Below are 13685 nucleotides of genomic sequence, written 5' to 3'. Positions count from 1 at the left end.
ACATGCGCTGCAATCTGTGCTTTTAGGCGTAGTCAAAAGTTTCCGGCTATTGCAGAAGGCGCCGCCAGGCTCTGCCTGGTGGCGGCAACCGTGGCTAGCTATCGTTGCGATAAGCCGGTCGGGGAATTCTGTGAACTGCACCCCGTAGATCCAAAAAAATGTAGTTAGCTACTTCCGCTTCTGGCACGGAGCGGACTTTCAGATTATGTTTGGCTCTGTGGCTTAAGAGTGTCAGGTCAGATCTAAGATACAACAAATAATGTCATTAAATGGCATGCTATCACCCAGTAACCGTGTGCAGGGGTTACCGGGTGGGGATAGTCTTCGATACCGGGTATTTGGGGGCAGATTTTGGGGCAAAACGCGCCGTATTCAGCCCCGAAAATGACAGAGGTATACTATCTGCAGAGAAGTGGATAACTTACTGAAAAATATGGGCGTGATAATGTCTAAATATACCAGTGATTTACACTAATTCATTGATTTTAAATTATATTTCTCCGGTCTTGAAAACCGGCGACCCGAAAGGGTTCTAGAGTTCGAATCTCTACGCTTCCGCCAAATTAAACAAGGGGTTACCGAAAGGTAGCCCCTTGTTGCTTTGGGCTGTTGGTATAGTGTTGGTATATTCACTTGGTATATTTTGCTGCCCAACTGCCGCTTTCACTTCTCCTTGCTCATCATCGGAACGTCCAGCGTCGGCGATATTTTGACCTTACGATCATACGTCACAACCTGGCTTTCTGTTTTGTGTCCACTAAACATCTGCTTCTCTTTGCTACTACCTTCATAGTCTGAAATCGCCTTGGCTTTAATATCGTGGAACGTACCCGGAACAGGTCGACCCAGTTTCACCGCGGCTTGCTTTTTCGCGTTATTCCACCATGTATTGAATGTTTTTTTATTCATCCGTCCACCTGATGGTGAAGGGATTACATAACCGGCTGCTGATTTTCCGATAAGATGTTTTTTAGCCAAATCAATCGCCGCACGTAGACGGGGTGTCCATTTCTTGATCTGTTTTTTACCCGTCTTGTTTTGCTCAATAAAAATCCCATCTTCCATTAGCTCGGAAACTATCAAATCAAAAACGTCGCCTTCGCGGGCTGCACAGAGATAAGATATTTCCATCGCAACTTTTACTTCTATTCGTGCGCATTCGTAAACAGCCAGATAATCTTCATCTGGAATATAAACGTCACGATCTGCGAGAGTGAACTTACGGATCCCGCGACAGGGATTTCCCTTCACATAGCCACGTTCAAAGCCCCAACCAAAAACCCGCGACATGCTGGATACTTCCTGATTTGCCTGGTTCTTACTGGAAACGCCGCGCTTATCCATATAAATACGAACCTGCTCAATTTTAATGTCGTCTGCTTTCATCTTGCCGAATACCGCCAGTAGCTTCTTCTGGTGTTGGCGATAATCACTCTGGGTACGAGTCGCCAGCTCAGTGAATGTCGGGCTGTCGAGGAACATTCCCCATAGCTTGGCAAATGTCATTACGTCATGGCGCTCAGCTTTTGCTTTTTCGTAATTGGCCCAGAGTTTTGACATACTTGTTTCGCGTATCTTCCCCAAACTAATACTTTTCTTTGTACCTTTTGGTTTCCAGACATAGCTATATTTATTTTTTGTGACCCGAGGCGGAAGTTGTATATCCTTCGGATCTTTACGTGGTCTTCCCATAGATGGCGTCAAAGTTGGGTTCTGTTGCAACATACTCGTCAACCTTTGGCAATTCAGTAATATTAGGTGCCAGACTTCTACGCAGGACAATTGGGCGATTTCTTCGATCCGTAGTAAACGGAATGCCGTGACATCGAAGTTGACGCTGCTGTTCTGTGTACCGTCTGTATCCAGTAATTTCAGCAATTTCCACTGGTGACAGTGTGAGTTCGTACATAGCTATCACCTCAGATAGCCAGCCAGTAAAAGATAACTGGCTGGTGGGCGTAATTCTGAAAATAAAAAATCAGTTTTGAGTCAGTTTTTGCAGCACTCTATTACCCTCAATGAGACGCTGCCAGATTGCAGAAACATACCGTGTCTGGTGTATAGCATCGGCAAGGGCGTTGTGCCGTTCTCCCTCAAATGGGATGGTTTTCTTCGGGTCGATTCCAATTGCTTTACCGAGCTCTACAATTGTTCGAACATCGCGATCATTCCAGTATTCCCATGGGTATTCTTCAGCGATGAAATCAAATGAAGAACGCAGAATACAATTATCGAAAGATGCGCCATTTCCCCAGACCTGTGCTTTTTTGCGACCGCCCGGGATATTTTCAAAAATGAATTCACCGAACTGGAGCAGGGCATCATGTAGCGGGATAGCATCATCATTCACGATTGCCGAGCGCGCTTCAGAGGACTGCTTAAGCCACCAGATGACGGTTGATGGATCCATTTTGGCGCCCCAATTCACTGAGGATTCCAGGCTTACGACTTTGTAGAAACTTTCTCCGATTGAGCCTGTTGCCGGATCAAATACGACAGCGCCGATAGCGACGATAGGGGCGTCTTGTTTATTCCCCATGGTTTCAAGGTCAACCATGACGTGAACATTATCTGCTGGTAATTCTTCAACATCATTATGATGACCGGATTCAATATTTACGGTAGTTGTTTCGCTACCAATGTCAGAATTACTTGTACCTGTCTCAGCTGCTGTTTCGCTTTCAGAAATTTCATTAACAACTTCGATTTCATTACCGAAATTCTCTTCCATCGGCACATCGCTGGTGGCCTCTGCGGTAGAATTAGTTCTGGTTAGATCTTCTGTAACCCATTTGCCGTCGTTAGGATCGCTGATGCCTTCGATATATTCACCACGGTTAGCGGCTAATATCTGATTTGTTTTGTCCTGCAGATCACCTTGCTCCGGGTTTTCAGGCATTGCGTTTGATGTGCGGATGTTCGCCAGTGCTTCTTCAAGCATTCGCACACGTCTGGCCGGAACCTTAATCCACTTATGCAGTGCCTGTAATGTGAGGTGATGAATTTCGTCATCTGAAATGGAGAGACCACCTACCTCCATAAAATAAAGGTCGAATGAAAGGGATTTGATAAAATTATCCCGTTCGATTTCTAAAAGGTTAAGCAGTTCACATGCTTCTGACAGATCCATTACTGCAGTTTTACCGGAAATAGCCAGTTCTAATTGAGGCCTAATTTCAAGTTCGCGCGCCGGCGTATCATCGGCCTGATCATTCGCGCCGGTCATCTTATCTGCATCACTATTGTCAGGCTCTTCAACTTTACGCATTGGCATAGGCATCGAGGAACGGCCGCAGGCGATATCAACAATAAGCTCGTCCGGGTGAGCGTGGTCGGCTTCAGTCATGACACGGTTCAGATATTCGCGATGTTTCACCGGATCTTTCCACAAACCCTCTGGCGTTGTTTTAACCGTCGCGACATTACAGGCCCGTGAGTAATCGCGACCACCAGGCATGGACATGAAAAGCTCGCGAGTTGCTAGGAACTCAGCGTTTTCCATCTTATTCATCATGCTGTTTGCCTTAATATCGACGTCCAGCGGTGGGCTGTAGATGTCGAACTCCTGGGTACGGGCTATCAATCCCAGGCAGATCTCGAATTCAAGGCCGAGGGGCGTTAACGGAGTCAGGCGATCTGTTGCGTTACCGCCGCCGGCATTCGCGCCAGAGGGAGTGCGATTTACGGCTGAAATACTATTACCTGCTGCCCACTCTTTAGTCAGGATCCCGCGGTCAATGTGCGCCGTCTCAAACCATAATTTGGCAAATTGAACCTGCTTACCAAGCTCATAGCGTTTCCCTTCAGGGAAAACGGTTTTGAATGCACTGGTGAATTTCCACAGACCGGGAATATCGTATTTCTTAATTTCCGGTACATTTTCAGCAGCCAGGATCAGATTCTGTATAGCGTGATTCTCTGTATCCATTTCCATTAAGTAAAGGCGGTCCCGGTGTGGAATGCTAATGTGATACACATGGCGTTCGTCGGCCATGTACTGAGCCAGCAGCTGTGTGCGGAATGGCATTTCGGCCAGCTTGAACAGGGCATCTTCATTGTTTGAATAGTCCTCTTCATCATTCTTGCTGGCAGGGGGATTAGCTGCCGGTTCATTGCTTACTTCTGGCTCTGCAGGGGCTGGAGCAGCAATTTTTTGCCAGCTCAATCCATCCTCGCCAAGTTCGTAGCGATCACACCAGGTGTCATCCAGCACACCTTCTTCTGGTAGATCATCCACGATGAGCCAGTTAGTGCGGATAGGGAGCTGGTGGTTGGCGCCACGGCCAACATTAATCTCAGCGTCTTCCAGAATGTCCAGGATACGACGTTCGGCGCGGGAATCTGATTTAGCAGAAAACCAACAGAAGAGGTTTTTCGCTTCGGTGGCTTTTGCCTTTGCTTTAATGAGATACGCGTAGTTGTTCATTGCGTTTGGGTTCCTTAAGGCTGTAAGATACCCGGGACTGTGAAAGCTCCCTCTGGGTAGTGGTCATTGTCAAAACTCGAATCCGGAAAGCTTTGGTCGGCTAACCGGGGTACTTAACCCGCCTTGCGCGGGTTTTGTGCTTTATGGGCCTTTTTCAGGCTGGTGGTGTTCAGTAGTCATTCTCAAAACCCGAATCAGAAACTTACTGCAGGCTGTTGGTCGTCAGCCGTCTTCAATGCCTTTTTGTATGGCTGGCATGTACCTTTTACCTTCTGGGCCTCAGCATCGCTGTTACAACTGGTCTCAGATGGATACACGCCTATCAGGACATCAGAGCACTCGCCGGTCAGGGCGCACACGCTGATGACAAGGGCAAACAGCGTATTCATGCTTTAGCCTCAGGGTTCCCTTTCTGGGCTAACAGGTAGCAAAGCTGACGTAGCCTTGCTTCAAACCAGTTCAGTCGTGTTGCCTGGTGGCCAGTCGGTACTCGGGCAAAATCTGTCATATTCATCTCCCGTTTATTGATGGATAGGGGCTTTGCAGCACGGCGCCGGGTGCCTCCCGGTGACTGCAGCCAGTTAACAACTGCTGCCGACCTGCTTTTTCCCGCAACATGGAAACCGCCCATGTTTACCTTTTAACTGTGTCGCGTGCGCTTAGCCGCATTCACCGTGGTGCAAAGCAAAATTTGCGATTAGAACTCTGGTGCAGTCGTATCAATTCGCTTAACTGAAAGCGCCTCTTTGAACTCTGCAAAACTTAAAACTTCGTCGCCTTCTGACAGGCTTTCAAAATATGCTTCATATTCCTTTTCCATCACTGTTTCCTTCCCTTAAGGCCGGGTCGCCGAACGTTGAAACCTGCTGCGAGTGTTATTGCTGTCATCTCATCCGGTGTTTCGTATGCCGCCGGCAGCTACTACGTGGGCTTCCTGCCTCGATGACTTGCTGCGATGGAATGATTAAAGCATTGGTTTATGTTTGATGTCAACATTGGATTTACACTGATGCAAACTTTTGCTTTAATCGAGACAGGGGAGCTGTTGGATTGATTGAGGCTGTGCGGCAGGCAAAAAAAAACCGGCATTTGCCGGTTTCATGGGGTGAGATCAGAGATGTTAGTTAGTGTCGCTAGCCTTAAATCGACCACGAAGATATTTCTCAACATAATCATCGATTTCTTTTAGGCGGACTTCAAAAGTATCGATCATTCTCTCTTGTTCTGCCTCAGGTAACTGCCTAAACAGGCGTAACATTTTGCTCTCATTTGGCTTGAGGCCTGAATCTTCAGATACCTTCTCTCCAAGCAACCAAGTTACAGACACATTGGCAGCTTCCGCGAGGGCAATTGCGGACTTTTTACTGATTACTCCTTTCTTAAACCACCCATTCACCGCTTGAGGTGTAACTCCAGCAATGCGAGCCATATCCGCCTTGCTGATCCCTCTTTGAGTAATTTCTTCCAAACGAGCAATCAGTTGGTTGTTGAGTTCTTCAGTGTTTTTCATAAGCCCATTGTAAAGGTTTAGTTTATAGCCACAATAAATTAAAAATTTGCATTGAATATAAACCTATGCTTTATTATGCCTAACTTAACGAGGAGATAGATATGACAGCCCTTGATAACGCAATTCGAGTAGCTGGCTCAGCCAATAAATTAGCATCAACGCTTGGAGTAAGCGGCATGGCAGTAAGTCAGTGGAAAACAAAAGGTATTGTGCCTTCATCGCGAGTTTTACAGGTTTTTAATGCAACGGGCGTTACGCCTCATGAATTACGTCCTGATCTATATCCGAATCCAACGGATGGAATACCTAAGGAGTGACCATGCAAACCATCTCTTTTGAAAATCATACTCCGGTGATGAGTATGCAACTGAAAACGGAAAATCAGTATTTGCCCCGTCGGCGTGACGGCAAGAAATGCCGAGCCATTTTGGCCGCCGTTCAGGAATGGGAGTCCTCATTACCTGGGCGTGCGCAAGACCACGTCGCGCAGCTGGTGGCCGAACAGTGGGAGAAACAAAACGGGCGCGATATCAGCGTCAATAAACAAAATCTGTATCGCTACCTGAAAAACGAGGGCGGTTCAGAGAAGTACACCAGTTATGTCATCCAGCTTTCGGCGGCGATCGCTGATGCAATGCCGATAGAGATCGCGCGCAAACATGGCCTAAAACGTGGCTTAACTGAAACCGAGCTGGTGGCCAATGCAATCAAAGAATGCAGCGAAGCGCACCAGGCCAAGTTACTTGGCGCACCTCTGCAGAAGCTAGAGCGTGAAATACGGGAAGCTGCAATTGCACTTTTTAACATGCTCCCTGCAGATGCGGCGGGACCACTACTGGCGAGTATCAGCGCCGTAGCGCCGCAGTTTTTCTAATCGAGTTTTGACAATGACCACCAGCACCAGCTGGTTAATAAGAGGTTTCAGATGGCCCGCATCAGAACAGTTAAACCTGAATTCTGGACAGATGAGAAGGTGGTGGAATGTTCAATTCCAGCGCGTCTCCTGTTTATCGGGTTGTTCAACTTCGCCAACGACATGGGATGCCTTGAGCGTTCGCCAAAACGGTTGAAGATGCAAATCTTCCCTGCGGACGCGCTCGATTGCGAACCACTAATACAGGAACTGATTACTCATGGATTACTCACTGAGTATTCAGTGAATGATGTCTGCTATTTGCAGATTAAAGGTTTCCTTAAGCATCAAAAAATAAACAGGCCTTCGGCCTCAAAAATACCTCTTCCGGCAGAATTCACTGAGGCTAAGGCTGGAAAGGAAGAAAAGAGAGCGCCTAATCAAGGAGTCCTCCATGAGGACTCAGTGAATCCTCATGGAGGACTCACTGACGGAAAAGGAATGGAAGGGAAGGGAAAAGGATCAAACCCCACTCTCTACGCGCACAAGGGAAATGTTTTTCAGGAACCTCAGTATTTGCAAGGTCTGGATATTCCGATCGGGAAATTCACTATGCACGACCTTTGGCTGCCATCACAGGACTGGCCGAGACTGGCTGCTACCTGGGGAATAGCGCTTCCCGAACCGGCATACCTGCCGACAGAGCTGGCAGAGTTCACCGCGTACTGGAAATCCGAGGGGAAAGTGTTCACTCAGGTTCAGTGGGAGCAGAAATTTGCCCGCAGCGTGATAAATGCCAGAGCCAAATCCAAACCACACCCAGCAACCGGAGGTAACGGCAATGCAAGAATTCAATCAGTTAACACCGCATCCCGGGCAGTCCAGCAAATTCAGGAAGCCAGAGAGCTCTGGGAGAAGCAACGCGGACTTGCTGGCGGCGGATACGGCATGGCGGCTATGGACGGTCATGGGAGAGATATTCTCGAACCGGTGGACCCAGAAGAACGGGGCGGCGCCATCGGATATGTGGATTGCCCAGATTGGATCGATGAGTGATGCCCAGATTACCCTGGTCTGCCGTCAGTGCATGGAGCGCTGCGCCGCGGGTAACACATGGCCACCGGATCTGGCTGAATTCGTAGCGCTGGTTTCGGCGAGTGGAGCCAACCCATTCAACCTGACATCCGAAGCTGTGATGGCTGAATACAAGCGCTGGCGCAATGAGTCTTATCGCTATTCGGGTAGCGACAGATACCCCTGGAAACAGGACGTGCTGTATCACATCTGCGTTGAGATGCGCAGAACTGGAGTTGAGCGAAACCTCACAGAGGGGGAACTAAAAAAACTGGCAGAAAAATTACTCACGAAGTGGACGAAGCATCTGGCTAATGGATTCTCGATCCCACCGATTCGCCGACAGCTTGAAGCGCCGCGACATCCGGCAGGGCCAACACCAGCACAGCTTCTGATGGAAGAGTACAAACGCCGCAAAGCGGCAGGTTTAACCAGGTAAACGAGTTTTGACCATGACCAAAAAAATCAAATCCAAATATCGCAATGAAATAACCGCCTTTGAATTCCTCAGGGCTAATCCGGATATGACGTCCGGCGAAATAGCTAGAGCAATGGGGCGTAGTGGCAGCTCTGTCAGTGGGCAGGTTAGACAACTGGCGGGTACCGGACGGATTGTCCAGACGGGCACTAAAAACGGTTCCCCAATGTGGAGAGTAAACGATATGCCGTTTGGTTGCGGTAACCCGATCAGAATGAGGTTCGAACAACTGCTGCAGGCACAACGTTCGAAAGGTAGGGAGTTCGCAGCATGACTGATATTACCCGGTTATTAGCCAGCCTCAAGCGCCGCTCAGCCCATGCAAAAGAGTTCGGCCACGACGTTCTGTTCGTAAAGCTCGAAGACCTAGACGCTCTGGGAGAGGCTCTGGAGAAGGCGCAGCAGCGCATCGGCGAACTCGAGCGCGAAGAGGAATCTTTTCGCCCGGTCGGCGTAATGAGTGAGAAAGCGTAAGTATGCGAAGGATAAGCAAGTTGCGCGCTGCGGCAACGCTGTGCCGCCTCCGTTCGCCGAGGCTTTGGTGAGGGCTAATCTTCCAGAAATGTGCCAGTCAAAAAATATTGCAGCTTAATTGATACCTCCCTCATAATGAGGGGGGCAATGTTATGTCGAAAAACGGATGTAAAATGATAAATCAGAAAGTTATAGATGATCTCATGTGGTTATATTCTATTTTTGATATTAAGCTTTTGACTGTAATTGCTACTGGGTTTACTATTTATTTTGGATATCAAAAAGTAACTAAGAAAATTTGCGTTTCATATGGTGTTGGTGCTAGTTGTTTATATGATTCACATATTGCGAACTTGGTTGTCTCTAACAAGAGGGATAATTCAATTGCAATATCATCTATAATTCTTGGCGTCAGAGAGAAAGGTTCTTTTGAATTGGTAAAATTTACTGAGCCATTGGTTTTGAAAGGTTACGATACTAAGCTAATTGATGTGCCTAAATATAGTTCCATTTATGATAGGGATGGGCCGGTCAGGTTCGATATTTTAGAATCATTCTCCTTTTCTATTGTGACTATTTCTGGTGAGGTCGTCGTATGTGAAGTGGAAAGCCCAGTAACAATTAAGACATTAGAGGGGCAATTATCTAAGAATACTGTTACTTTTAATGATATTGTTCTTACAAACAGAATGTCATTCATTTTTTCTTATTATGTCGGTGGGAAGTCTGAGGATGTGATCATTGATAAGTTTGGATTTATCCCAGAAAATTCACCTTTTAATTTTAATATGCTTTCGGATGTGTCGAAAGATTTTTTTGAGTCTTTTTTGGTTTCACAAGGCTATCATGATTATTTTGACAATTATGCTCTGTACAAAGTGCATGATAATCTCCAAACTGAGCTAGTTTTAAGCAAGGCATCGATGAATGCTAAAATAGGAAAGAAATAAATTGGACAGGCGCAAGTTGTCTATGTCGACCTGCGTGGCCTTCCTCTAGTGAGTTATAATCTCCTTGCACTAGCCTGGGATGTTTAAAGAAGTGATGAGTCCAACTGAGAAATACAAAGTGTCGATATTCCAGTATAAAGGTCTTTGACCTCAGTCAGATATAGCTGATGTCAAACGCTTCAATGAGAAGAGATGGATTCTGTTGCTGGATAATGACATGCAAGAGGCGTGCTGTGGTAACGCTATGCCGACTCCATTCGCTGATGCTCTTGTGATGGCAAGCTTACCTGAAATGTGCCAAAAACGAGTTGCGGCTTAGTTGACTAAAACCTCACATGATAATACTGTATATATATACAGTATTTCGTGTGAGGTTTTTTACTATGGGCTTCCCATCACCAGCTAAAGACTACGCAGAACAAACACTTACTATAAACAGACTGTGTCAGATTGGCGCAAATTGCCGCGTGTTAGAGACGAGCGCGGGTTTCGCCGTTGTTGATGTTTCCCGCCGCCCTAAGCAGGGAGATCACGTACTGATTTCTTTCTGCGGGATAATTCAGTTTGGCATTGTTCGCGGTCGCGCACTCATTACTTCAGATGGTGAAGCGATAGAGGGTGACGCCCTGGACGATGTGGACGTGAAGGGTGTTTTAACTTTCCTGATAAACCGGGCAAATTACGTTGAGGAAGACCCGAACCCTGTGATTTAACCCCGACCCGCTACGGCGGGTTTTGTTTTTTTTGGGGAAAACTTCAAGTTAAACATGAGCATGTGATTAGCAAAAAGTGACATCAAGGGCTTGAACATTTCATCTAACAAGTATACTGTTTATTTATACAGTATTTGCGTAAGGAGCTAATTATGAAAGTGGAAATCACAATTGATCGTCGCAAAAAGCTACCAGAGGGCGCTGTCCCGGCATTAGAGAAAGAGCTGCTGCGGAGGCTTGACCAAAACTTTAACAACTGCAGTTTGATCATTCGCCGAACCGGTACTGATGGTCTGAGTGTGTTTGGTGGGATGGATGGGGACAAAAAACGGGTGGAGCAAATCCTTCAGGATACCTGGGAAAGTGCTGACGACTGGTTCTATTGAGTAGAGGTCCAGTGGCTGACCTGGTTTATTTTGAGGATTTTGCTGTGGCTAAAAAACAACAAATGCCGAACACCGGCTATGTAGTAATCAGATGCGATGACGGGGTAATTGTTGCCCGTCTCACCTCTTTTCCCGTATGTGAGCGCGCTTTAATGTACCGTCGCGGTGATACTGTTTCGTTTATGCCTCTGCAGCCCGATGAGATCGTGGGGACTCTCTCGCTGTTTTCGCAGATGATTGAAAGAGCAAAGGCCGGAGGGGGTTACCAGATTCCACCGGACTCTGTTACACTCCCGTCATAGGCCTGAACAACCTATACCTGCTGCGTCACGGAGAGAAACCATGGCGCAAACAAAATTAATATCTGATGCGGAACAGGCTGGCGATCATGTTGATGGTGCCGGTCTTTCTTCATTCCACAACCTGACACCACGACAGCAGGAAGTTTTTGATCTGCTGGTGGCATATATCAATCAGCATGGCTACCCGCCGACCGTTCAGGAACTGGCCGGGCTTCTCGGCGTTAGCTCACCGAATGCTGTCGCTTTGCACCTTCGTGCGTTACATAAAAAAAACTTCATAAAACTATCTCGCGGTGTTTCCCGTGGGATTTCTGTCGTCGGAAGAAAGGAACCATTACTTGCCGTGCAGCTGCTGCAGGAAATGATCGCTGACGCACCTGGGGCGCGTGATCGGGCGCTGGAGTTCCTGCGAGTGTACGAGGCCCGCCCATGAAGAAAAGCTGGTTTCTCCATGAACAACTTTCAGAGTCTCAGGCTCTGGAACTGGCGGAACGCTACCGGAAAAAGAATTGTCCGGTTGAGAAAAGCCTGTCGAGCGACTTTATCTCCTGGGAACTCCGTGTGCTGTTGCCGAAATCCAGGAAATCACCGCGCGGTAACAGAACCTACACACAAAAAATGTGGAGGGACTGATGCGCGCATTACTAAATGTCGATGTTGCCCGCCACCTGGGAATTGTGTTGCTTAAACCCGGTAGAGAGTTGATGTCATTATTCAGCGGTGGGCGCGTGCTGGTGGAGACTCTGCCAGAAAAAATGAAAACTCTCCCAAGCGGGCGCCTTCCTGACGCCGGGCAACCCTTACGAGATGATCCCGACATTCGCCCATTCTTTATGAAAGAGCGAGTGGTGAGGGCTGCTGGTGGGGTGAGTGGTCTCGAATCCTGGTTGCTTCAGAGGGTCAAGCATTGCCAGTGGCCACATTCTGATTATCACCATTCAGAGCTGGTAACGTTCCGGCATTCAACCGGGGCAATCGTCGCATGCTGGCATTGTGATAACGAGCTGAAGTACCAGACCGATCAAACCCTTGATAGGCTGGTAGGTATCAATAACGCAGATCTGATAATCGATGCTGCCCGTATCGCACTGGGATTTGACCCTGAACGCTCCCTGTCACTTGCTGAATTGTGCTGGTGGGCTGTCAGGGTTGGAATAGGGGACGAAATCACAGAAGAGATGGCGCGCCGTTCCCTACGGCTTAAAGAAGAGGTTTTCCAGTCAGTCTACAAAGAAAGCGAAATCGTCCCATCGGTGCCAACCACCAGCATTCTTTCCCCGCTTGTTGCTAAGGTTGCCGGGCATCCTGAACCACCAGTCCCGGTAAAACCAGAGGTGCCAGTGGTTGTTGATCCCGTTGCACCAGCCACTTTATTCACCAGACCTAAGCGGATCCGCTGGGTGTCAGATGGTTTTATTTCCTGGGTAAAAACTCAGCCATGTATGTGCTGCGGTCAGTCGGCAGACGATGCGCATCATCTTATCGGATGGGGGCAGGGCGGCGTTGGTACCAAGGCACACGATATTTTTACGATCCCTCTTTGCCGCAAGCATCACCGGACGCTTCATCACGATCCAGTTGCTTTCGAGCGTGAGTACGGCAGTCAGCCGGAATTGATTATTAAATTGCTGGACCGGGCCTATGCACTCGGCGTTCTATCCTGAGGAACTTTAAAAATGAGAGATATGTACGAAGTAATGGACCGTTGGGGAGCATGGGCGGCATCCGACAATAGTGGTGTGGACTGGCAACCAATTGCTGCTGGGTTTAAAGGTCTGCTGCCTCACGGAAAGAAATCTCGGCTTCAATGCGACGACGATGAAGGGATTATGATCGATGGTTGTGTGGCTCGTTTACGAAAGTACAAGCCTGAAGAGCATGAGTTGATTATTGCTCACTTTGTGATTGGTATTTCATTGAGAACAATTGCGAAGAAACGGAAGTGTTCAGACGGAACCATTAGGAAGGAGTTGCAGACTGCTATGGGGTTTATTGATGGCCTTATGTATATGATCAAAGACACTATACATTTTTAAATCACATGAGTTTCGTTATTTCCTTGAGACGTAGCCATGTGATGTAAAATTTTTTAAAGGTGATGAGTAAGACAAATATGCCCAGTTGAAGCAACACCTGGGCATACGTGTACTCCACATCTTTTGTTATGTAGGGTATTTTAAATTTTAATGTGTCAGGGAAAAACAATAAAATGATGAATATAATGCAAACTGAAAGCAACCACCCCATAGTCGAGTGCATTTCGTCAGTAAACTTTCTTAAATATCCTGTCTTTCCAATGTTTTTAATAAGTGTGTTATCTTTAGCGGAGGCCATCAAGGTTATTGAACCCAACACGAAACCAAATAATATTCCGGCGAATGTAGAAATTGCAGATGCAATAGGTTGAATCTGGGCAAAAGTCAACCTCACTGAAAGTGGCAAAGCGATGATACAAAAGGTAGCGGAGGCTAAAATATAAGCATAGTTAGCCAGCTTTTTAACATTCTCCTTTCTCATAC

20 protein-coding genes are annotated in these 13685 nt (G+C 47.3%); 13 read left to right on the top strand and 7 right to left on the bottom strand.

Annotated features, from left to right (window positions below):
* Positions 1 to 663: 663 nt before the first annotated feature.
* The 6 genes from ABLV78_RS16720 to ABLV78_RS16695 form a co-directional block, all read right to left on the bottom strand.
* Complete coding sequence (locus tag ABLV78_RS16720) at positions 664 to 1692, bottom strand: tyrosine-type recombinase/integrase (RefSeq protein WP_049052264.1); 1029 nt, start codon at positions 1690 to 1692, stop codon at positions 664 to 666.
* Positions 1676 to 1909: a DUF4224 domain-containing protein gene (locus ABLV78_RS16715; RefSeq protein ID WP_071609812.1), complete on the bottom strand. Its 234-nt coding sequence runs from the start codon at positions 1907 to 1909 to the stop codon at positions 1676 to 1678. The genes ABLV78_RS16720 and ABLV78_RS16715 overlap by 17 nt, the downstream gene beginning before the upstream one ends.
* A 69-nt stretch (positions 1910 to 1978) precedes the next feature.
* Positions 1979 to 4426, bottom strand: coding sequence for a 3'-5' exonuclease (locus tag ABLV78_RS16710; RefSeq protein WP_348865285.1), 2448 nt, complete (start codon positions 4424 to 4426; stop codon positions 1979 to 1981).
* Positions 4427 to 4620: 194 nt separating this feature from the next.
* Positions 4621 to 4815, bottom strand: coding sequence for a DUF1482 family protein (locus tag ABLV78_RS16705; protein WP_032705620.1), 195 nt, complete (start codon positions 4813 to 4815; stop codon positions 4621 to 4623).
* A gap of 308 nt (positions 4816 to 5123) precedes the next feature.
* Entirely contained in the window at positions 5124 to 5246 is a 123-nt protein-coding gene (locus tag ABLV78_RS16700) for a hypothetical protein (protein ID WP_257850952.1), read from the bottom strand.
* A gap of 300 nt (positions 5247 to 5546) precedes the next feature.
* The gene (locus ABLV78_RS16695) at positions 5547 to 5936 is read right to left on the bottom strand and encodes a helix-turn-helix domain-containing protein (RefSeq protein ID WP_012542200.1); all 390 of its coding nucleotides are present in this window, start codon (positions 5934 to 5936) and stop codon (positions 5547 to 5549) included.
* Positions 5937 to 6037: 101 nt separating this feature from the next.
* On the opposite strand from ABLV78_RS16695, the gene ABLV78_RS16690 reads away from it, so the two are divergent.
* The 13 genes from ABLV78_RS16690 (at position 6038) to ABLV78_RS16630 (ending at position 13202) form a co-directional block, all read left to right on the top strand.
* Positions 6038 to 6253 carry a transcriptional regulator gene (locus ABLV78_RS16690; RefSeq protein ID WP_012542199.1) on the top strand — a complete coding sequence of 72 codons (216 nt, stop codon included), beginning with the start codon at positions 6038 to 6040 and terminating at the stop codon, positions 6251 to 6253.
* 2 nt (positions 6254 to 6255) lie between these two features.
* On the top strand, positions 6256 to 6810 hold the full coding sequence (locus tag ABLV78_RS16685; RefSeq protein ID WP_348865284.1) for a toxin YdaT family protein: 555 nt from the start codon (positions 6256 to 6258) through the stop codon (positions 6808 to 6810).
* A 51-nt stretch (positions 6811 to 6861) separates the two neighbouring features.
* Positions 6862 to 7845 carry a DnaT-like ssDNA-binding domain-containing protein gene (locus ABLV78_RS16680; RefSeq protein ID WP_348865283.1) on the top strand — a complete coding sequence of 328 codons (984 nt, stop codon included), beginning with the start codon at positions 6862 to 6864 and terminating at the stop codon, positions 7843 to 7845.
* Positions 7757 to 8302, top strand: a complete 546-nt coding sequence (locus tag ABLV78_RS16675; RefSeq protein WP_225970906.1) for a replication protein P — start codon at positions 7757 to 7759, stop codon at positions 8300 to 8302. Before ABLV78_RS16680 ends, ABLV78_RS16675 begins: the two co-directional genes overlap by 89 nt.
* Positions 8303 to 8315: 13 nt before the next feature.
* Positions 8316 to 8615, top strand: coding sequence for a MarR family transcriptional regulator (locus tag ABLV78_RS16670; protein WP_049052243.1), 300 nt, complete (start codon positions 8316 to 8318; stop codon positions 8613 to 8615).
* Positions 8612 to 8815 (top strand): hypothetical protein, encoded by a 204-nt coding sequence (locus ABLV78_RS16665; protein WP_348865282.1) that lies wholly within the window; start codon positions 8612 to 8614, stop codon positions 8813 to 8815. Before ABLV78_RS16670 ends, ABLV78_RS16665 begins: the two co-directional genes overlap by 4 nt.
* A 173-nt stretch (positions 8816 to 8988) precedes the next feature.
* Entirely contained in the window at positions 8989 to 9765 is a 777-nt protein-coding gene (locus ABLV78_RS16660; protein WP_348865281.1) for a hypothetical protein, read from the top strand.
* A 383-nt stretch (positions 9766 to 10148) separates the two neighbouring features.
* Complete coding sequence (locus ABLV78_RS16655; RefSeq protein ID WP_348865279.1) at positions 10149 to 10478, top strand: S24/S26 family peptidase; 330 nt, start codon at positions 10149 to 10151, stop codon at positions 10476 to 10478.
* Positions 10479 to 10630: 152 nt separating this feature from the next.
* A complete protein-coding gene (locus ABLV78_RS16650) occupies positions 10631 to 10864 on the top strand; it encodes a DinI family protein (RefSeq protein ID WP_015367395.1) in 234 nt (77 codons plus the stop codon).
* A 342-nt stretch (positions 10865 to 11206) separates the two neighbouring features.
* Entirely contained in the window at positions 11207 to 11599 is a 393-nt protein-coding gene (locus ABLV78_RS16645; RefSeq protein ID WP_058649374.1) for a LexA family protein, read from the top strand.
* The gene (locus ABLV78_RS16640; protein ID WP_348865278.1) at positions 11596 to 11799 is read left to right on the top strand and encodes a hypothetical protein; all 204 of its coding nucleotides are present in this window, start codon (positions 11596 to 11598) and stop codon (positions 11797 to 11799) included. The genes ABLV78_RS16645 and ABLV78_RS16640 overlap by 4 nt, the downstream gene beginning before the upstream one ends.
* Entirely contained in the window at positions 11799 to 12830 is a 1032-nt protein-coding gene (locus ABLV78_RS16635) for a DUF968 domain-containing protein (RefSeq protein WP_348865277.1), read from the top strand. The genes ABLV78_RS16640 and ABLV78_RS16635 overlap by 1 nt, the downstream gene beginning before the upstream one ends.
* Before the next feature lie 12 nt (positions 12831 to 12842).
* Positions 12843 to 13202: an antiterminator Q family protein gene (locus tag ABLV78_RS16630; protein WP_348865275.1), complete on the top strand. Its 360-nt coding sequence runs from the start codon at positions 12843 to 12845 to the stop codon at positions 13200 to 13202.
* A gap of 1 nt (position 13203) precedes the next feature.
* On the opposite strand, the gene ABLV78_RS16625 is transcribed toward ABLV78_RS16630, so the two are convergent.
* The gene (locus ABLV78_RS16625; protein ID WP_348865274.1) at positions 13204 to 13683 is read right to left on the bottom strand and encodes a hypothetical protein; all 480 of its coding nucleotides are present in this window, start codon (positions 13681 to 13683) and stop codon (positions 13204 to 13206) included.
* Between the last annotated feature and the right edge of the window lie 2 nt (positions 13684 to 13685).

It is taken from the genome of Klebsiella sp. CN_Kp075, assembly GCF_040065055.2.
Lineage (GTDB): Bacteria > Pseudomonadota > Gammaproteobacteria > Enterobacterales > Enterobacteriaceae > Klebsiella > Klebsiella aerogenes.
This window is presented reverse-complemented; position numbering and strand designations above follow the sequence as displayed.